Source organism: Desulfovibrio sp. SGI.133 (assembly GCF_050313955.1).
In the GTDB taxonomy this organism is placed as follows: Bacteria; Desulfobacterota; Desulfovibrionia; order Desulfovibrionales; family Desulfovibrionaceae; genus Desulfovibrio.
Genome location: NZ_JBNPMK010000008.1, coordinates 17,388 through 36,583, shown reverse-complemented (window position 1 = coordinate 36,583; position 19,196 = coordinate 17,388). Strand labels below are relative to the sequence as shown.

Here is a 19,196-nt window from a genome sequence, read left to right as displayed (position 1 = left end):
GGGGCAGGCACGGGACGCAAGCCCCTGCCCCGCCGCGAAAAAGCCCTGTTTCAGGCATTGCCAGTCCCGAAACAAGGGCGTACACTCTCTGCGCCTATTGGTCATTTTACGTTGAGAGGCTATCATGCATTTGCGAAAACGGGTTCTTGTCACTGGTGGTTCGGGTTTTCTGGGCTCGCATCTGTGCGCGCGTCTGCTGGACGAGGGGCACGAGGTCCTGTGCGTGGACAATTTCTTTTCCAGCGCCCGCTCCAATGTGGAAGAGCTCATGGACAACAAGCGCTTCGAACTGCTGCGCCATGACGTGACCTTCCCCCTGTTCGTGGAAGTGGACGAGATCTACAACCTGGCCTGTCCGGCCTCGCCCGTCCACTACCAGCACGACCCCGTGCAGACCATCAAGACCTGCGTCCACGGCGCCATCAACATGCTGGGCCTGGCCAAGCGCCTGAAGGCGCGCATCTTCCAGGCCTCCACCAGCGAGGTCTACGGCGACCCCGACGTGCATCCGCAGCCCGAGAGCTACTGGGGCCATGTGAACCCCAACGGTATCCGCTCCTGCTATGACGAAGGCAAGCGCTGCGCCGAGGCCCTGTTCTTCTCCTACCGCCGCCAGAACAATGTGAACATCAAGGTGGGCCGCATCTTCAACACCTACGGGCCCAAGATGCATCCCAACGACGGCCGCGTGGTCTCCAACTTCATCGTGCAGGCCCTGAAGGGCGAGCCCATCACCATCTACGGCGACGGCAGCCAGACCCGCTCCTTCTGCTATGTGGATGACCTGGTGGAATGCATGTGCCGCCTTATGGCCACGCCCGACGACTTTACCGGCCCCGTGAATATGGGCAATCCCGGTGAATTCACCATCCGCGAACTGGCCGAAAAGGTCATCGAGCTCACCAACAGCAGCTCCAAGCTGATCTGCGAGCCCCTGCCCGGCGACGACCCCAAACAGCGCCGTCCCGACATCAGCCTGGCCCGCGAGGTCCTGGGCTGGGAGCCCAAGGTCCAGCTGGAAGAAGGCCTGAAAAAGACCATCGCCTATTTCGACGAGCAGATCCGCAAGGGTCTGGCCTAAACGCCCGTGTCCGGAGCAGGGAATACCGACGAGCGCAAAACCGCCTTTGGGCGGACAGTGCGTCGCCGCCCTGTTCCGGTCGAACTCATATATGGATGCGCCGCCCGGGGAAGGCGACGCAAGGGGGAATCCGTACCGGCCGGTACGGACGCGCAACCACAACCCTTGACGGACAGGGAGTCCGTCTGTCCGTCCGGCATGGGCGCTGCAAGTCTCCGGGGAAGGAGCGCTCGGACCATGCCGCCAGAAAAGTTTTCACAGATGCGGTCCTGCCCACGGCAGGGCCGCATCGTGTACTTTGACGGTCTGAATGTCGGAGTGTGCTCATGTTTTTGATTTTACTGGCTCTGTGTGTACTGGCGGTCAGTGCCGCCGGTCTGGGGCTGCTGGCTTTTGCCCGCCCCACGCCCGCCACGACCCGGCTGGCCGATCTGTTCGGCCCTCTGGGGGCCGCCTGCGGCTGCGCCCTGGGCATGGCGGGCCTGTTCACGGACAGCTGGACAGGCAGCCTGCTGTGGACCCAAGCCTGGGGCCTGCCCGTGGGCAGTCTGAGTCTGGGGCTGGACGCCCTTTCCCGCGTCTTCCTGCTGCCGGTCTTCGGCCTGGGCTTCGTCTGTGCCTGTGCCGGGGGCATCTCGCTGCGCCATACCCGCGCCAGCGAACATAACCTGGCCGCCCACTGGCTCTTCTATTTGCTGCTGGTGCTGGGCATGGCCGTGGTCATGATGGCCCGTGACGCCGTGCTCTTCCTGCTGGCCTGGGAAGTCATGTCCCTGTCGCCCTTCTTCCTCATCGACTTCAACGACAGCGACCGCAACGTGCGCGACGCCTCGTGGGTCTACCTGGTGGCCGCCCATCTGGGCGCCGTGCTGCTGCTGGCCTTCTTCGGCCTGCTCTGGCAGAACTCGGGCGATACGGCCTTTGCGACCCTGGCCCTCAAGGAAGGCCCCGTGGTGCCGCTGGCCTCGGTCCTGTTCGTGCTGTCCCTGCTGGGCTTCGGCGCCAAGGCCGGTATCGCGCCCATGCACGTCTGGCTGCCCGAGGCCCATCCGGCCGCGCCCAGCCACATCTCGGCCCTGCTCTCCGGCGCCATGATCAACGCCGGTCTGTACGGCATCATCCGCAGCTGCGAATTCGTGGCTCCCCTGAGCGCCGCTCCGGCCTGGTGGGGCTGGCTGACCCTGTTCCTGGGTCTGGGCACGGCGCTGATGGGCATCCTCAAGGCCCTGGCCCAGAGCAACCTCAAGCGCCTGCTGGCCTACTCCAGCGTGGAAAACATGGGCCTCATGCTCATGGGTGTGGGCGCCTGGCTCATCGGCAGCCATAGCGGCAACAGCTGGATCGGTACCCTGGGTCTGGCCGGTGCCATGTTCCACATGCTCAACCACTCGGCCTTCAAGGGCCTGCTCTTCCTCACCGCCGGTGAAGTGCTGCACGCCACCGGCACCGTGCGCATGGAACTGCTGGGCGGCCTGCAACAGCGCATGCCCCTGGTGGGCGCCGCCTTCGGCATCGGCGCGGTCTCCATCGCCTGTTTCCCGCCCTTCAACGGCTTTGCCGGTGAGTTCGTGTTGGCCCTTTCCCTGCTGGACGGCTCCAGCCTGCCCGGTGTGGAACAGCAGCTGGGCCTGCTCATGGCGCTGGTGGTGCTGGGCCTGGTCTCCGGTCTGGCCGCCGCCACCTATGCCAAGGCCTACGGCATCACCTTCCTGGGCGCGCCGCGCAGCCGCTGCGTGGAAGAGGCGCACCGCCCCCGTCCCCGCGATCTCTGGCCCCTGGCCATCCCGGCCTTCCTTTGCGTGGCCGGCGGTCTGGCCTCCGGCCACTGCTTCCGCTGGCTCATCAGCACGGTCAACGCGCCCCTGCCCGATCCGGTAGCCGGACAGCAGGTCATGCTGCGTGTGGCCGACATGCTGGGCACGGTCTCGCTGGTGGGCATGGTGCTGCTGGCCCTGGTGGCCGCCCTGTGGTTGCTGCGCAAGGTCTGCATCGCCGGTCGCCTGCGCCGTGAGGAGACCTGGGGCTGCGGCTACCAGTACGGGACCCCGCGCGTGCAGTACACGGACGCTTCTTTCTCCGAGCCGCTGGGCCGCATCTTCGGCGGCGCCATGGGCCTGAAGGTGCATCAGGAGCTGGATGCCCATTACTTCCCCGGCAAGGCGTCCGTGGCCATCTCCGCCCCTGACCGTCTGCGTACGGGCCTGTTCACGCCGCTGTTCGAAGGCGTGGAAAAGCTCTGCAACATGTGCAAGATCCTGCAACACGGCAAGATCCATCTCTATATCCTTTACATCCTCGCCACGCTGGTGGCGTTGCTGGCCTGGGGGCTGCACGCATGAGCGATCTCGCCTTCTACTGTTTCCAGTATGCGCTGGCCCTGGTGCTGGCGCCGCTGCTGCCGGGCATCATAGCCCGTATCAAGGCCAAGGTGGCAGGCAGGCACGGCAAGCCTGTGCTGCAATTGTACTTCGATATCTTCAAGGGCCTGCGCAAGGGCGAGGTCATCAGCCAGGTGACCACGCCTGTCTTCACCCTTGGCCCGGTGGTGGGCCTGGCCACGGTGCTCTGCGCCCTTGCCCTGCTGCCCCTGGGCGGCATGGCCTCGCCGCTGCGTTTTTCCGGCGACTTTTTGCTGGCCGCCTACCTGCTGGGCCTGGGCCGTTTTTTGACCATGCTGGCCGCCCTGGACACGGGTTCGTCCTTTGAAGGCATGGGTGCCAGCCGCGAGGCGGCCTTCTCGGCCCTGTCCGAGCCGGTGCTCTTCCTCTGTCTGCTGACCCTGGTGGGCGTGGGTTCCACCCTGGGCATGCACGATGCGCTTTCCCTTTCCGGCATGCTGGGCGGCCGTCCGGCCCACGAATGGCTGCTGGGACGTGCCGAGCTGCTGCTGGTGCCGGTGGTCTTCTTCGTGCTGCTGCTGGTGGAAAACAGCCGCATCCCCGTGGATGACCCCACCACCCATCTGGAACTGACCATGATCCACGAAGTCATGATCCTGGACCACTCCGGCCCCAGCCTCTCCTTCATCGAGTACGGCGCGGCCCTCAAGCTGTGGTTCTTCGCGGCCCTGCCCGCGGGCATCCTGGTGCCCGACCTGCCCCTGTGGCAGCAGAGCCTGTGCTGGCTGGCCTGCATCTTTGCCGTGGCCGTGCTGGTGGGCATCGTGGAATCCGTCATGGCCCGTCTGCGCATGCAGAAGGTGCCCGTGCTGCTGGGCGGCGCGGCCGTGCTTTCGGCCCTGGCCCTGATCCTGACCCAGGTGAGGTAAATCATGAGCGCTCTTTTCCAGTTCTTCCTCTTCCTGCTGACGCTCAACAACCTGGCCCTGCTGGGCATGGGCCGCCTGCGCACGCTCATCAATCTGGTGACCGCACAGGGCATCCTGCTGGGCGGCCTGCTGCTCATCCATGACCATGCTCTGCTGGCCGTGGCCGTGCTGCTCATCAAGGGCGGCCTGCTGCCCTGGCTGCTGCACCGCACCCGGCGCCAGATCGGTGCCGATCCGCACATCAAGCCCCGTCTGGGCTTTGGCCTGGCCGTGCTCACCGGTCTGGCCTGCCTGGTCTTCTCGCTCTGGCTAGAAGGCCGCCTGCCCATGACGCCCGGCCTTTTCCCGCCCCTGCTCCTGCCCGCCGGCCTGACCACGCTGTTCTGCGGTCTGCTGCTGGTAGTGGGCCGTGCCACGGCGCTCTCGCAGGTCATGGGCTATCTGGTGGCCGAAAACGGCATCTTCCTGCTGGGCATCCCGCTCATGACGGCCGGTGCCGTCTGGTTCGAGCTGACCCTGCTGCTGGATATCTTCGTGGCGGTCTTCGTCATGGGCATCGCCATCAACCACATCAGCCACACGTTCGAATCCATCGACGTGGGCTTCCACGACCTGCGCGACTAGGGGGCGACCATGCTGGAATGTCTGCTGTTTGCGCCCCTGTGCGCCGGACTGCTCATGCTGCTGCTGGGCAATACCACCGTCTGCCGCGGCCTGCTCGTGCTCACCGCCGTGCTGCACACGGTCCTTTCCGTCAAACTGGCTGCCGACGTGAACGGCGGCCTGCATCCGCAGGCCCTGGCCGGTCTGCTGGCGCCTGACGCGCTGGGCACGCTCTTCCTCGTGCTGGCCAGCGTGCTTTTCCTGGTGGCCTCGATCTACGGCGTGGGCTACCTGCGCGACGAGGCCCTGATCACCGAACGCACCAGCATCCTGGACGGCCGGGCCTTCACCAATGCCCCGGAACGCCGTTTCACGGCCTGCCTGTGCTTTTTCCTCTCGGCCATGACGCTGGTCACCACCACGCGCCATCTGGGCGCCCTGTGGGTGGGCATCGAGATCACCACCCTGTCCAGCGCGCCCCTGATCTACTTCCATCGCCATAAGCAGTCGCTGGAAGCCACCTGGAAATACCTCATCATCTGTTCCGTGGGCATCGCCCTGGCCCTGCTGGGCAACATCCTGCTTTCCGTGGCGTTCTACGAGCCCGGTGTGCCGCCGGTGGAGAGCATGGACCAGGTGGAGGCCTTCCGCCATCTGGCCCAGCAGCGCGCCGAAGCCCTGGCCGTGCTGGATGCGCCCCAGAGCGCAGCCACCTACCTGCCCTGGCTCAAGGCGGCCTTCATCTTCCTGCTGGTGGGCTACGGCACCAAGATGGGCCTGGCCCCCCTGCACAACTGGCTGCCCGACGCCCACAGCCAGGCCCCCTCGCTGGTCTCGGCCCTGCTGTCCGGCGCCCTGCTCAACTGTGCCTTCCTGGGCATCCTGCGCGGTCACCAGATCATGCTGGGCGCGGGCCTGGGCGGGTTCAGCGGCACGCTGCTGGTCTTCTTCGGCCTGGTCTCCATGTTCGTGGCCGCCATCTTCATCGTGGGACAGGGCCACTACAAGCGCATGCTGGCTTACTCCAGCGTGGAGCACATGGGCATCCTGGCCCTGGCCGTGGGCCTGGGCGGCGCCGCGGCCTTCGGCGGCATGCTGCACGCCATGTGCCATTCGCTGACCAAGTGCATGCTCTTCCTGCTGGCCGGCAACATCCTGGCCCGCTACCACACCTATTCCAGCTACGACGTGCACGGCCTGCGCTGGACCATGCCCGTCACCGGCGCCCTGTGGATGGGCGGTTTCCTGGCCATCGTGGGTTCGCCGCCGTTCGGCCTGTTCGTCAGCGAGTTCCTGATCCTCAAGGGCATCCTGCAGCAGGGCCAGTGGCTGGTGGCCGCCCTGTACATGCTGGCCCTGGCCATCATCTTCGTGGGCATGTCCGTGGCCGTGCTGCGCATGTTCCAGGGCACCCGCCCCACCGACATGCCCGAGTGCCCGCGTGAGTCCGCCCTGAGCGTGCTGCCGCCCATGGCCCTGGGCCTGTGCGTGCTGCTGCTGGGTTTCTGGATGCCCGACGGCGTCGAAAAGCTGCTGCGCGCCAGCGCGGCCCTCATTGGAGGCTAGACCATGCGTTTTTCCTATGCTTCCCCGGCCAGACTGGCCGACATCCCCTGTCTTGACGCGGCCTCCCTGCGGGCCGCCATCCTGACGCAGGTGGCGCACGGCTGGCGCGTGCTGGCCTTCTTTGGCCTGCCCCGGGCCCTGTACGCCCAGGGCGAACTGGCGCTGGTGGCGGGCAATACGGCCGCCGCCGGCCTGTGCTGCGTCATGGCCCATGACCAGCAGCAGGAACTGTGGGCCTCCCGCTGCCTGCCGCTGGAACGCTATGCGTCCATGAGCCAGGAATGCCCGCAGCTCCAACGCTTCGAGCGTGAAGTCTACGAGGCCTGGGGCATCATGCCCGAGGGCCACCCCTGGCTCAAACCCGTGCGCTACACCACGCCCGCCTCGGGCGCGGAACGCCCCGGCCCGGCCCAGTGCGACCACTACCGTGTGGAAGGCGGCCAGGTCCACGAAGTGGCCGTGGGCCCCGTACACGCGGGCATCATCGAGCCCGGCCACTTCCGCTTCCAGTGCTACGGCGAGAACGTGCTCAATCTGGAAATCAGCCTGGGCTTCCAGCACCGCGGCGTGGAAAAAATGCTGGCCGGCGGCCCGCATCTGCGTGATGCCGCGCTCATGGAATGCGTGGCCGGGGATACCAGCGTGGGCCACTGCACGGCCTACAGCGTGGTGCTGGAACGACTGGCGGGCGTCAGCGTACCGCTGCGCGCCCAACTGTTGCGGCGCATGGGCCTGGAATTCGAACGCCTGGCCAACCACACCGGCGATCTGGGCGCCATCGCGGGCGATACGGGCTTTTTGCCCACCTCGTCCTGGAACGGCCGCATCCGCGGCGACTTCCTCAACATGACCGCCGAGATCTGCGGCAACCGCTTCGGGCGCGGCCTGGTCTGCCCCGGCGGCGTCAACTGGGATCTGGACCCCGCTGCCTGCCGCGGCTTGCTGGATCGCCTGCGTGCGGGCTGGCGTGACGTCAAGGGCGCCGTGGACGTGATGTTCGCCTCGCCCAGCGTGCTGGACCGTCTGACCGGCACGGGCTGTGTCAGCCTGCGCACCGCCGAGGACTTCGGCATGGTGGGCGTGGCCGCGCGTGCCTGCGGCCTGCCGCGTGATGCCCGGCGCCATGCGCCCCTTTCCCGCCTGCCGCTGGAAGATACCGACATCCGTACCGCCCAGGGCGGCGACGTGCTGGGCCGCGCCACGGTGCGCCGTCTGGAAGTGGCCGACTCCGTGCGTCTGGTGGAAGCCGACCTCCAGCATCTGGCCCGTCTGGGCGAGGAGGAAAAGCTCAACGAAGGCGAAAGCGATACCGCCCTTTGGCGTGCGCCCATGCCCGATACCCTGCCCGGCGGCATGCTGGCCGTGGCCCAGGTGGAAGGCTGGCGCGGCGAGCTGTGCCATGTGGCCGTCACGGATGCGGAAGGCCGCTTCGGCCTCTACAAGATCTACGATCCTTCGTGGCACAACTGGAGCGGTCTGGAGATGGCCCTGCGCGGTGAACAGATCTCCGACTTCCCGCTCTGCAACAAGAGCTTCAACCTTTCCTATTGCGGCCACGACCTGTAGGCAGGAGGACTGATATGCTGGACATCTTCAAGGAACGCCTGCACCAGAAATACAGGACGCTGGATTTCCCCCATAAGGCGCCGGGCCTTTCGCCCCGCTACATGGGACGCCCCGAGATCGCGGCCGGGGACTGCGGCTCCTGCCGCGCCTGCCTCGACGTCTGCCCCACCGGGGCCCTGCGCAAACTCTCGCCCGCCGAGCCCGGCCCTGCCGGCGAGACCGGCGGCATCGCCCTGGATATGGGACGCTGCCTGTTCTGCGGAGCCTGTGCCCGTACCTGTACCGCGGCACGCGGTGAGGGCCTGATCCGCTTCACCAAGGACTATCGCGTGGCCGCCTTTGCCCGTGAGGACCTCATCGTCACGGCCCAGCCCCGCCCCCTGCACAAGCCCAAGGCCTGCAACGGCCTGTTCTCCCGCTCGCTCAAGCTGCGCGAGATCAGCGCCGCCGGTTGTAATGCCTGTGAAGCCGATACCAACGTGCTGGGCACCCTGGTCTACGACCTGGGCAAGTTCGGCATCAACTTCGTGGCCTCGCCCCGTCATGCCGACGGCATCCTGGTCACCGGCCCCGTAAGCCGCAATATGCGCGAAGCCGTGCTGGCCACCTGGGCCGCCGTGCCCGAGCCGCGCATCGCCATCGCCGTGGGCTCCTGCGCCATCTCCGGCGGCCTCTTCGACGACAGCGACGAATGCTGCGGCGGTCTGCCGCCCCTGTGCGACGTGCAGCTCTTCGTGCCCGGCTGCCCGCCCAGCCCCTGGAGCATCCTCGACGGCCTGCTGCGCCTCAAGTCGGAAAAAGACGTGCTGTAAAAGATGGATGAGGGGAGGGGGACCCCCTCTACTGACGCGAGAGGGGCTTCCCCCTCCCCTCAAACTCCCCTCCCCAGCGCGTTTTATTCTGTTCTGCGGGGCAGATAAAAAATTGCGGATCTTCCCCGGCCCCTCCTGCCGCAGCGACGAACCTCTTTTACGTTGCCTTCCCCCCGGGCCGGTGGCATACTGCCGCCATGTCCATCTTCACCACATCCACTCCCGTCATCGGCGCGCCGGAAAACGGCGAATGGCCTCTGGTGCACCCGCTGGCCTGCCTGCCCGAACCGGCCCTGGAGTCCCCCACGCAGGGCAGCATCCCCGACGATGCCGCCTGCATGGCCCTTTGGGACAAATATGGCATGCTGGACAATATCCGCGCCCATTCGCGCATGGTGGCCCATATCGCCACCGAGCTGGCCCAGCGGGCCCGCGCGGCCGGGTTCCCGGTCAATGTGGCCGCCGTGCGCGCCAGCGCCATGCTGCACGACATCGCCAAGACCTACAGCGTCCTGCACGGCGGCAGCCATGCCCAGCTGGGGGCCAGCTGGGTGGTGGCCGAGACCCGCAACCATGCATTGGCGCAGGGCGTGCTGCTGCACGTCCACTGGCCCTGGGCCGTCCCGGAGCAGGAGCCCGAGCGCCTGTTCTCCATCCCGTTTTTCGTGATCTACGCTGACAAGCGGGTCAAGCACGACCAGTGCGTGCCCCTGCGCCAGCGCTATGAAGACCTGCTGGTGCGTTACGGCCATACGGAAAAAGCCCGCAAGGGCATCCGCCTTTCGTGGCAGCAGGGCGAATGTATCGAACGCGCCTTCGAGGCGCATTTGGGGTATGCCATCCATGAAGATTCTTTTGATAGCGGGCGGCTGGTCCAGCGAGCGTGAGGTCTCCCTGACCGGTGCCCGCGGCATGCAGGAAGCCCTGCTCAAACGCGGCCATGCCGTGACCTTCTTCGACCTGCTGGAAAATTTCGACGAGCTGCTGGAGACCGCCCGGCAGCATGACTTTGCCCTCATCAACCTGCATGGCTCGCCGGGCGAAGACGGTCTGGTGCAGGCCATGCTGGAAAAGGCCGACTGTCCCTACCAGGGCTCCGGGCCTTCCGGTTCCTTCCTGGCCCTGAACAAGGCCGCCGCCAAGCAGATCTTCCGCATGGCAGGCCTGCCCACGGCCGACTGGGAATTCCTGCCCGTGCGTCCCGCCGAAGGCTGGGAACCGCGCCTGCCCTGGCCGCTCTTCGTCAAGACCACCACGGGCGGTTCTTCCCTGCGTCTGGGCCGTGCCACCAACCGGCAGGAACTGAATGCCCTCATGGACGAGATCTTCGCCGCCGGTGAAGGTGTGCTCATCGAACCCCAGCTGCCCGGCAAGGAGATCACCTGCGGCATCCTGGGCGAAGAAGCCATGCCGCCCATCCTCATCGAGCCCGTGGCGGGCGACTACTTCGACTACGAGAGCAAGTACGCCAGCGGCGGCGCACGCGAGCTCTGCCCCGCGCCCGTTTCCCCGGCCGTCACCGCCGAGGTGCAGCGCCTGGCCCTGGCCGCCCACAAGGCCCTGGGCCTCAAGGGCTACAGCCGCGCCGACTTCATCCTCGGCCCCGACGACAGCCTGCACCTGCTGGAGGTCAACACCCTGCCCGGCATGACGCCCACCAGCCTCGTGCCGCAGGAGGCCGCCCAGCTGGGCATGGACTTTGGCCAGCTGCTGGAAAAACTCATCGAGCTGGGCATGGAACAGCACGCCAAAGCCTGATCCCTGCCCCCACTGTTTGCCTTCAGGCGCGCTGTCCCCGGGCAGCGCGCTTTTTCGTTTCCGGCCCGTCCGGGAGCGCCCCTGTTTCGAGCGCCCCCGGCGCACGTCTGCCCAAGGAGGCAGCCCCATGAATCCCACTCTTGCCGCCCACGCGGCCGCCATCCTGACCATCCTCATCTGGGGCGCCACCTTCACCTCCACCAAGGTGCTGCTGCAGGCCTTTGCGCCCATCGAGATCCTTTTCCTGCGCTTTCTGCTGGGGGCCTGTGCCCTGCTGCTGGCCTGTCCCCGCCTGCTGCATGTGCGTGACCGGCGCCGGGAAGTGACCTTTGCCTTGGCGGGCCTGTGCGGCGTGACCCTCTATTTTTTGCTGGAAAACATCGCCCTGAGCTACAGCACGGCGTCCAACGTGGGCGTGCTGGTGGGCATATCGCCCTTTTTGACGGCCCTGCTGGCCCGCATCGTCCTGGGAGAGAGCCTGCATCCCGGCTTTTTCGTGGGCTTCGTCTGCGCCATGTCCGGCATCATCTGCATCGCCGTCAACAGCAATGCCGTGCTCCGGCTCAATCCGCTGGGCGATGTCCTGGCGCTGCTGGCGGCCCTGACCTGGGCCTTCTATTCCATCCTGACCCGCAAGATAGGCGACTACGGCTACAATACCTTGCAGGTGACACGCCGTATCTTCTGCTGGGGCCTTATCTTCATGCTGCCCACCCTGCCGCTGTCCGGCTTCCGCTGGGGCCTGGAGCGTCTGGCGCAGCCCGAGATGCTGGCCAACCTGCTCTTCCTCGGTCTGGGAGCCTCGGCCCTGTGCTTCGCCACCTGGAATTTCACCATCCGCATCCTGGGCGCCATCAAGACCAGCGTCTATATCTACGCCGTGCCCGTGGTCTCGGTCATCACCGCCACCCTTTTGCTGGGCGAGCGCCTGACCGGCCTGGCCCTTACCGGCATGGTCCTCATTATCCTCGGTCTGGTCATCTCCGAAGGCCGTCTGCCCCTGCGCCGCAAAAAAGCCTGACCGCAACCGGGCCGCGTCCCGAGATGCGCCCCCCTGCCCCCGAAACGACCAAAGCCCCGCGCCGTCATGACGACAGCACGGGGCTTTTCAACAACAGGCCCGCAAGGCGGTATCCGTTTAGTTCCAGATCAGGTGCAGCAACCAGTAGGAACAAAAGCCCACGGTGGCCGCAGCGGGCAGGGTCAGCACCCAGGCCGTGACCAGCTGTCCGGCCACGGTCCAGCGCACGGCGGAAAGGCGCTTGGTGGAACCCACACCGAAGATGCAGGCCGAGATGGTGTGCGTGGTGCTCACGGGAGCGCCCAGCACGGATGCCCCGGAGATGACCAGAGCGGCCGAGGTCTCGGCGGCAAAGCCGTGCACGGGCTCCAGCTTGAAGATGCGGTGGCCCATGGTCTTGACGATCTTCCAGCCGCCGATGGCCGTACCGGCGGCCATGGCCATGGCGCAGGCCAGCTTGACCCACAGGGGCACGGCAACTTCGTCGATCTCGCCGAAGATGAACAGGGCCAAGGTGATGATACCCATGGTCTTCTGGGCGTCATTGAGGCCGTGACTGGTGGCCATGAAGGCCGCGGACACCAGCTGCATCTTGCGGAAGATGCGGTTGACCTTGCTGCGCATGACCCGCGCGAAGATCCAGTAGATGAGCCACATGATGAGGAAACCCACCCCAAAGCCCGCCAACGGCGAGAGCACCAGCGGCAGCAGCACCTTGTTGACGATGCCGGCGAAATTGAGGGCCTCGGGCCCGGCATGGGCCAAAGCGGCACCCACCAGGCCGCCGATGAGCGCATGGGAGGACGACGAGGGGATGCCGAAATACCAGGTGAGGCAGTTCCAGAAGATGGCGCCCAGCAGGGCCGCCAGCACGAGGATATGGCTGCCCTGGACCACTTCGGGCAGGACAAGGCCCGCCCCGAGGGTCTTGGCCACCTCGGTGCCCAGCAGGGCCCCGGCCAGGTTGAGGGCGGCCGCCATGCCCACGGCAAAGCGGGGCGTCACCACCTTGGTGGAGACCACGGTGGCGATGGCATTGGCGCAGTCGTGCGCGCCGTTGGTAAAGTCGAATACCAGGGCGACAAGGACGATCAGAATGAGCAGGAGAGGGATCTCAAACATTCTTCAGCACCGCTTCTTCGATGGTTTCAGCCAGATTATTGACGTTTTCCAGAAGCATGCTGATGCGGTCGTAAGCCTGGCTCCACTTCATGATGTTCATGAGCCGGGCGGGGGTGATCTCCTGCTGGTCGTCCATGAGCTCGGCCAGTCCCACGGCCAGCAGCATGTCGCACTCGCCGCGCAGGTAGCGGAAGGCGCGCGTCTTGTGGCAGTCCTCACGCCGGGTCAGGCCGTCCAGCATCTCGCCGGTCAGCTCCAGCATGGAGCAGATGGTGCGCACCAGCTGCACGGCGGGGAAGCGCATGGTGGGGAACTCGAAGATGTGCAGACGGGTGCTCAGGGTGTGCAGGCCGTCCAGAGCCTCTTCCTGTTCCTGGTTGATGCGCAGGATGTCCTCACGGTCGATGGGCGTGATGAAGGTCTGCGACAGGTCGCGGATGATGCGCACATGGAGCTTGTCCGCCTCTTCCTCGATCAGGGCGATCTCCTTGTGGGCCTCGTCCATCTTGGACAGGTCCTCCAGCATGTCGAGCAACAGTCGCGACATGTGGCGCAAATGGCTGTTTTGCTCCAGCAGCATTTCAAAGAACGGAGCGGATTTGGGAAGCAGGGATGCGAACATGCGCCCTCCTCTTGATGTGAAAGATCCCTGGACGGGGTTCCCTGTCCCTGCGGCAGACGGCCATAAGGGACTGTATTATCGGGATCCCCTGACTTCATTCCTTATCGTGTACGCCCGGCATACCTGTTCCCGGGCGGGTACCGCCTTTTGTTACAATAGATAATGATACCTGTTTATTATCTTTGTAGTGATTATACGGTGTCCATGAAATCGTTTTCAAGCCATTTCCGGCCTGCTGCTGCGATTTCCCCTTCCGGCAGCCAGTCAGGCGACAGCAGCCAGCGGGCCTCCGGCAGATGCAGGGCGCCGTGGTGCAGAAAAAAATATCCCTGCCCGTCTTCTGAGGACTGCGGCAGGGAGGAAGCATACAGGCCATCCAGCCACAAGGCATGGCCCAGAGCGGCAGCATGGGCCCGGATCTGGTGTCGGGCGCCTCGGTGGATGGTGCAGCCCGCCAGGGTCAGACTGTCGGGCAAAGAGGGGACGGACAAAGAAAAGCGTCGGCACAGTTCGCGGGCGAAAGCACGGCAGGACTCGCCCTGCCAGCGGTACAGGGGCCGGAACCAGGTCCAGCGGGCAGCGTCAGCGGCTTCGCTGTCCAGCACACGGACCACACGGCGCTGCGCCATATCCAGGGACCGGCGCACGCAGGCTTCCTGCTCCAGGGAACCGGACAACAAAGCCAGATAGCCCTTGCAGCACCGCCCCCCGGCTTCGGCCTGACGAAAGTCCTGCACCGTGGCGGCCAGGCTGTCCGCATCATCCGCCACGGCGGCACAGACGATGCCCGACGTCCGGGCATCCAGGCGTTGCAGCAGAGTCCAGGCCGAAGGGACGGCGCCCTCGGGCCACAGCGAAGGGATGGCGGCCTCAAGGCTGCGGCCGCTGCCCCCGGCCAGGCTGACGCTGTGCCAGCCTGCGGGTTTGAAAAAAGCCTGCCAGCGCCCCTGACGGGAAAGGGCCCGGGGAGCGTCCCCATCGGCAGAAGGATCAGGAGAAACTTCCGGGAAAGCCGGAGACAGGCTGATACTGTCGCCCTGGCGGACACGGTAGGCCGCGGGAGCCTGACGGCCGTTGACCCGCACCCGCCCTTCTTCCAGCAGGCGCCGACGGCCGCGCAGGCCGGGCACGGGCTGGCCCAGGGCCTCCAGTACCACAGCCAGGGCCGCGTCCAGCCGCTGGCCGGCAAGAGCGGCATCGGCCACATGACAGTCTTGGTGCAGGGCGTCCATCAGGCATCCTCTTCCGGGATCACGGCCGTCTCCACTTCCGGGGCACGCTCACGGGCACGCAACTCTTCCACCAGTTCCAGCAGGGCCACGGACGTCCGCTCGGGGTCGTGGTGTTGCGGGTCGCCGGGGCAGACCATCTCACGATCCACCACCTCGATGCCGCGGCGTTCCAGTTCCTTCCATTCGATGCCGCCGGGATAGCGGCCGTGACGGCTGTCCAGCAGCACGGCATGCAGCAGGTCGCCGGGGCCCGCCTGCGGCGCGTCCTGCTGCAGATGGCGCAGCAGCATGTCCACCTGGGCGGTGAGGGTCAGCCCCTGGGCCTCGGTATCCTTGCCGGAATTGGGGATGTAGATCTTGGGGCAGCGCGCCGCGGCCACGGCACGGCCTACGCCGTCGGGCAGCAGATTGGAAAGCACGCTGGTGTAAAAACTGCCCATGGGATAGCAGATGGCCCCGGCGCTTTGCAGATAGGTGGCCGCCGTGGCCGACAGGGGCGGACGGCAGGGCGTGAGGGCCGTGGAGGTGCGCCCCGGTTCGTGGACCGTGAGGTAGAGGCGCCGTACCGGCTGGGTCAGGCGGCAGAAGTGGTGCTGTCCCACCAGGACGGAGCCGTCGGCCAGCTCGGCAGCCAGATGCAGGCAGGCATTGACGATGGGCAGGACCACGCCGCGCACCTGCAAAAGACGGCTGAACAGGCTCAGCACCGGCGTGAAATTGCGCTGGAAATGCAGATAGCCCCCGGCAAGCAGCAGGTTGCCCATGCTGGCTTTCTGGGGGCGGAAATCATCGGGCATGCGCTCCAGAAAATAGCCCAGATGCACCCGCATCACATCGGCCATGACCGACGGCAGGGGACGCCAGCAGGGATGCCCGGCGCTGCCCATGGCGCGCAGACGGGCACGCAGGGCCTCGGAATCTCCTTCCGCGGGCAGGCGCATCTCCCAGAAGTCCAGCACGCTCTGCGGGATCATGCTGTCTGCCAGGGCGGCCAGACGATTGCGGATGTCCCCCACGGCGGGCAGGGCAAAAGCTTCGCGCAGGGCGGCGGAGCTGCCGCCCGAATCGAAGGGCGTCACCAGATGGACGGAATTGTGGGTGTAACGGGTAAGACTGCGACTCAGGCCTCTGAGGGCCGTACCGCCGGTGAAGAAGACCAGCCGGGGACCAAGGGCGGGCAGGAGGACGCTCACGCCGCTTCTCCGGTCATGCCCAGTTCGCGCATCCTGAGGTAGATGGCGCGGCCGATCCAGGCATCGGTGGCGGCGTAGATGACCTGGCGCTTGCTCAGCTCCATGACGCTCCAGTTGGAACACTGGGGCCCCTTGGAGATGCGCTGCCCGAACAGGTTGGCGGCCAGGGTGCGCAGGCCCTGCGTGGTTAACTGATGGGCCCGGGCCACCATGCCCAGATCCACCATGCCCGCAGGTTTGAAAGGATACAGACGGGCCAGTTCGCGCATGTCGTCGCCGATGGCCACCCCGGCCTTGATGACCGCGGGGTCGGCCAGCAGGCCCGCCAGTTCGGGCCCGAAAGGCCACCAGGAAAGCTGCACCAGATACACGGCCCGGGCCGTGGCCAGCTGCACCAGGGAAGGGGTGTTGACCCGGCCCTTGCGGAAGGAAGGACGGGTCTCGGTATCGAAGCCCAGCACCTGTTCCTGCCGCAGATCCGGCAGGGCTTTTTCCCAGTCTTCCAGACTGCGCACCAGATGGATGGGCCCTTCGTAATGGCACAGGGGCAGGGCGTTGATTTCGTCGCTGCTCAGGCGGCGACGCAGACTTTCCAGATTCATGCCGTTCGGGGGTTTGTGTCCTAAGGGAGGTACCGCGTACCTGCGGCACGCGCATACCTGCTCCTTATAACACAAATCACTTGCCGATGCAAAAGCTTGAAAAGACGCGATTCAAGACCTCTTCCGGGCTGTCCAGGCCGGTGACCTCGCCCAGCAGGGCCGCCGCGGCGTCCAGACGGACGGAGCAGCAGTCATAAGGACTGCCTGCGGCGATGTCCGCCAGCAGGGCGTCCAGCTCGTGCAGGGCACGCTCCAGCACCAGCGACTGGCGCGCGTTGGGGGCCAACCCGTCGGAGGGCGGCGTATGGCTGCCGTCGTCCAACAGCAGGGCCCGCAGACGGCGGGCCAGGGTATCCACGTTGTGACCGGTGCTGGCGCTGATGCGCACGCAGGGACGGCCATGGCCCCAGACAGGCGGCCAGACGGCGGGCTCGGCCAGGTCCACCTTGTTCCAGACCAGCAGCACGGGGATGTCGCCGGCCTGTTCCAGCACTTCGCGCACGGCCTCATCGGGACAGATGTCGGCAGCGGCCCCGGCAGGACCCAGACGGCCGCCGTCCACCAGCAGCAGGATGGCGTCGGCCTGACGCACCTTCTGGCGGCTCAGGGCCACGCCCATCTCTTCCACGCTCTCGTCGGTCTCGCGCAGGCCCGCCGTATCGGTCAGGCGCACGGGCAGGCCGTCCAGCTGGCAACTTTCCTCAAGGAAATCGCGCGTGGTGCCGGGGATGTCCGTGACCAGAGCGCGGTTGCGGCCCAGCAGAGCATTGAGCAGGCTGGACTTGCCCGCATTGACGGCACCGGCCAGTACCACCACGGCGCCCTGCTGCATGACCTGCGCACGGCGCTGGCCGGTCAGCAGGCCGCGCACGGCGGCGGCCACGTCCTCCACCACGGCGGCGAAAGCTTCGGGAGCGAGGCATTCCACCTCTTCGTCGGGAAAGTCCACGGCCAGGCTCATCTGCACGCGCAGCTCTTCCAGACGCTGACGCAGGGCCGTGACCTTGCGGCCCAGCAGGCCGTCCAGACGGTTGAGGCTGTAGCGCAGGGCCTCGCGCGAAGGCGCGGCGATGAGTTCGGCCACGGCCTCGGCCTGGCTCAGGTCCATACGGCCGTTGACGAAGGCCCGGCGCGAGAACTCGCCCCGCTCCGCGGCCCGTGCCCCCAGGCGCAGGGCCGTCTCCAGGATGGCCTGCACGATGAAGGGGCCGCCGTGGCAATGGATCTCGGCCACGTCTTCCCCGGTGAAGGTGCGCGGGCCGGGCATGAACACGGCCAGCACATCGTCCAGCGGCGCGCCTTCATGGTCCAGGGCACGCCCGCGGTGCAGCACCCAGGGCCGGAAGCCCGAGAACTTTGCCGACGCGGGGCTGAACATGCGGGACAGGATCTCCCGGGACTGCGGGCCGGAGATGCGGACGATGCCGATACCCCCCGCACCGGGAGCCGTGGCTATGGCGGCGATGGTAGGCATCAGGAACGCTCGGGACGGCGACGCATGATGACGACCCGCTTCATGGGACCATCACCGGAACTGCGGGTCTGCACTTCCTCGGCATCCTGCAGGCAAAGATGCACGATGCGACGGTGATAGGAGCTGAGCGGCCGGGTGGAATAGGAGCGGCCGGTCTGGCGCACCTTCTCGGCCAGGGCAAGGGCCATCTCACGCAGTTTCTCATCCTGGCGCTGGCGGTAGCGTCCGGCATCCAGCTGCACGCGCACGGCGGCGTTCATGCCGCGCGAGACCACGCGCGAAGCCAGATACTGCAGGGAGGCCAGGGTCTGGCCCTCGCGCCCGATGAGCAGGCCGGAATCTTCCTCACAGTCCACGGCCACGCGCACACGGCCGTCGGCCACGGTCACTTCCAGCGTCACTTCCTCGCCCACGATGGGGCGGACGAGCTGGCGCACGGCTTCCTTGGTCAGGGCTTCGAGACGCTGGGGATCCAGTTCCTCCACAGGTGTGAAGGGCAGGCTCTCCTCCACTTCGTCCAGCACGTCTTCGGTGTTCTCGACAGGCGCGGACACGGCCGGGGCCTGCGGACGCTGGCGACGGCGACCTTCGCCCTCACCGCGCACGGAAGGACGGGGACGGGCACGGCGGCCCTCGCCGCGACGGTTGCCGGCTTCAGGAGCCGCATTTTCGGCAGGGGCTTCCTCGGCCGGGGCTTCGGCCGGAGCGGCGGCACGGGCCTGGTCACGGCCACGACCGCGACCACGGGGCTGACGGGCGTTCTCGGCGGGCTTTTCCTGCCGTTCGGCCTTGTCGGCCCGGGCGGGCTTTTCGGCCCGTTCGGTCTTTTCGCTCTTCTCAGCCTTCTCGTCCTTGCGGGCGGGCCGTTCTTCAGCAGGAGCGGCCTCCTTGCGCGCCTCTTCCGGGGCGGGCGCGGCCGGTGCGGTCACGCTTTCCTCACGGGCGGCAGGGGACATCTTTTCGGCAGGGCGACGGGGCGCGTCCTCACGGCCCAGGGACGGCCGTTCCAGCCGGACATCGCAGCGCTTCTTGCCGAGGACGCTTTCCACGGCTTCGCGCAGAGCGGCACGGCGCGCACGGATCTTGGCCTTGCGGGCCCCCACGATACCAAAAATGCCGCTCTTGGCGTCCTGAACTATCTCAATTTCCAGCTTTTCGCGGGCGGCATTGTAATAGCTGCAGGCCTCCTGAATGGCGGCATCCAGATTCTTACCCTGAAACTCTTTGAATCCGTCCATAAACTCTCCCAAAAGGGGCGGCAGCGGGGAGACCCCGC

Annotated in this window: 17 protein-coding genes; 10 read left to right on the top strand and 7 right to left on the bottom strand. The window is 66.5% G+C overall.

Translation table 11 applies throughout. The features are described 5' to 3' along the window. The first annotated feature begins 124 nt into the window (after window positions 1-124). From ACQRBR_RS10010 to ACQRBR_RS09965, 10 genes are all read left to right on the top strand, one after another. Window positions 125-1,081: a UDP-glucuronic acid decarboxylase family protein gene (locus ACQRBR_RS10010; RefSeq protein ID WP_297158735.1), complete on the top strand. Its 957-nt coding sequence runs from the start codon at window positions 125-127 to the stop codon at window positions 1,079-1,081. A gap of 326 nt (window positions 1,082-1,407) precedes the next feature. After that, window positions 1,408-3,420, top strand: a complete 2,013-nt coding sequence (locus tag ACQRBR_RS10005; RefSeq protein ID WP_300705976.1) for a proton-conducting transporter membrane subunit — start codon at window positions 1,408-1,410, stop codon at window positions 3,418-3,420. Continuing rightward, window positions 3,417-4,349 (top strand): respiratory chain complex I subunit 1 family protein, encoded by a 933-nt coding sequence (locus tag ACQRBR_RS10000; protein WP_303879144.1) that lies wholly within the window; start codon window positions 3,417-3,419, stop codon window positions 4,347-4,349. Before ACQRBR_RS10005 ends, ACQRBR_RS10000 begins: the two co-directional genes overlap by 4 nt. 3 nt (window positions 4,350-4,352) lie before the next feature. Then, window positions 4,353-4,973 (top strand): hydrogenase-4 component E, encoded by a 621-nt coding sequence (locus ACQRBR_RS09995; protein ID WP_204625602.1) that lies wholly within the window; start codon window positions 4,353-4,355, stop codon window positions 4,971-4,973. A 9-nt stretch (window positions 4,974-4,982) separates the two neighbouring features. Next, window positions 4,983-6,518: a proton-conducting transporter membrane subunit gene (locus ACQRBR_RS09990; protein WP_427812898.1), complete on the top strand. Its 1,536-nt coding sequence runs from the start codon at window positions 4,983-4,985 to the stop codon at window positions 6,516-6,518. Window positions 6,519-6,521: 3 nt separating this feature from the next. Beyond that, on the top strand, window positions 6,522-8,084 hold the full coding sequence (locus ACQRBR_RS09985) for a hydrogenase (RefSeq protein WP_427812897.1): 1,563 nt from the start codon (window positions 6,522-6,524) through the stop codon (window positions 8,082-8,084). Window positions 8,085-8,098: 14 nt separating this feature from the next. After that, the gene (locus ACQRBR_RS09980; protein ID WP_427812896.1) at window positions 8,099-8,896 is read left to right on the top strand and encodes a 4Fe-4S dicluster domain-containing protein; all 798 of its coding nucleotides are present in this window, start codon (window positions 8,099-8,101) and stop codon (window positions 8,894-8,896) included. Window positions 8,897-9,093: 197 nt separating this feature from the next. Continuing rightward, window positions 9,094-9,783: an HD domain-containing protein gene (locus tag ACQRBR_RS09975; RefSeq protein WP_427812895.1), complete on the top strand. Its 690-nt coding sequence runs from the start codon at window positions 9,094-9,096 to the stop codon at window positions 9,781-9,783. Next, window positions 9,740-10,654 carry a D-alanine--D-alanine ligase family protein gene (locus ACQRBR_RS09970; protein ID WP_427812894.1) on the top strand — a complete coding sequence of 305 codons (915 nt, stop codon included), beginning with the start codon at window positions 9,740-9,742 and terminating at the stop codon, window positions 10,652-10,654. The genes ACQRBR_RS09975 and ACQRBR_RS09970 overlap by 44 nt, the downstream gene beginning before the upstream one ends. A 127-nt stretch (window positions 10,655-10,781) precedes the next feature. Beyond that, window positions 10,782-11,675: a DMT family transporter gene (locus ACQRBR_RS09965; RefSeq protein ID WP_303881337.1), complete on the top strand. Its 894-nt coding sequence runs from the start codon at window positions 10,782-10,784 to the stop codon at window positions 11,673-11,675. 117 nt (window positions 11,676-11,792) lie between these two features. Here the strand turns inward: ACQRBR_RS09965 and ACQRBR_RS09960 are convergent, their stop codons facing one another. From ACQRBR_RS09960 to ACQRBR_RS09930, 7 genes are all read right to left on the bottom strand, one after another. Next, on the bottom strand, window positions 11,793-12,797 hold the full coding sequence (locus tag ACQRBR_RS09960) for an inorganic phosphate transporter (RefSeq protein WP_006008020.1): 1,005 nt from the start codon (window positions 12,795-12,797) through the stop codon (window positions 11,793-11,795). Beyond that, complete coding sequence (locus tag ACQRBR_RS09955) at window positions 12,790-13,419, bottom strand: DUF47 domain-containing protein (RefSeq protein WP_300705975.1); 630 nt, start codon at window positions 13,417-13,419, stop codon at window positions 12,790-12,792. The genes ACQRBR_RS09960 and ACQRBR_RS09955 overlap by 8 nt, the downstream gene beginning before the upstream one ends. 191 nt (window positions 13,420-13,610) lie before the next feature. Beyond that, complete coding sequence (locus tag ACQRBR_RS09950; protein ID WP_427812893.1) at window positions 13,611-14,651, bottom strand: RNA pseudouridine synthase; 1,041 nt, start codon at window positions 14,649-14,651, stop codon at window positions 13,611-13,613. Continuing rightward, window positions 14,651-15,844, bottom strand: a complete 1,194-nt coding sequence (locus tag ACQRBR_RS09945) for a GAK system CofD-like protein (RefSeq protein WP_303881331.1) — start codon at window positions 15,842-15,844, stop codon at window positions 14,651-14,653. The genes ACQRBR_RS09950 and ACQRBR_RS09945 overlap by 1 nt, the downstream gene beginning before the upstream one ends. Next, entirely contained in the window at window positions 15,841-16,446 is a 606-nt protein-coding gene (locus ACQRBR_RS09940) for a 3'-5' exonuclease (protein WP_427812892.1), read from the bottom strand. Before ACQRBR_RS09940 ends, ACQRBR_RS09945 begins: the two co-directional genes overlap by 4 nt. 76 nt (window positions 16,447-16,522) lie before the next feature. Continuing rightward, window positions 16,523-17,920: a tRNA uridine-5-carboxymethylaminomethyl(34) synthesis GTPase MnmE gene (gene mnmE / locus ACQRBR_RS09935; RefSeq protein ID WP_300705971.1), complete on the bottom strand. Its 1,398-nt coding sequence runs from the start codon at window positions 17,918-17,920 to the stop codon at window positions 16,523-16,525. Continuing rightward, on the bottom strand, window positions 17,920-19,158 hold the full coding sequence (locus ACQRBR_RS09930; RefSeq protein ID WP_427812891.1) for a R3H domain-containing nucleic acid-binding protein: 1,239 nt from the start codon (window positions 19,156-19,158) through the stop codon (window positions 17,920-17,922). The genes mnmE and ACQRBR_RS09930 overlap by 1 nt, the downstream gene beginning before the upstream one ends. Window positions 19,159-19,196 lie beyond the last annotated feature (38 nt).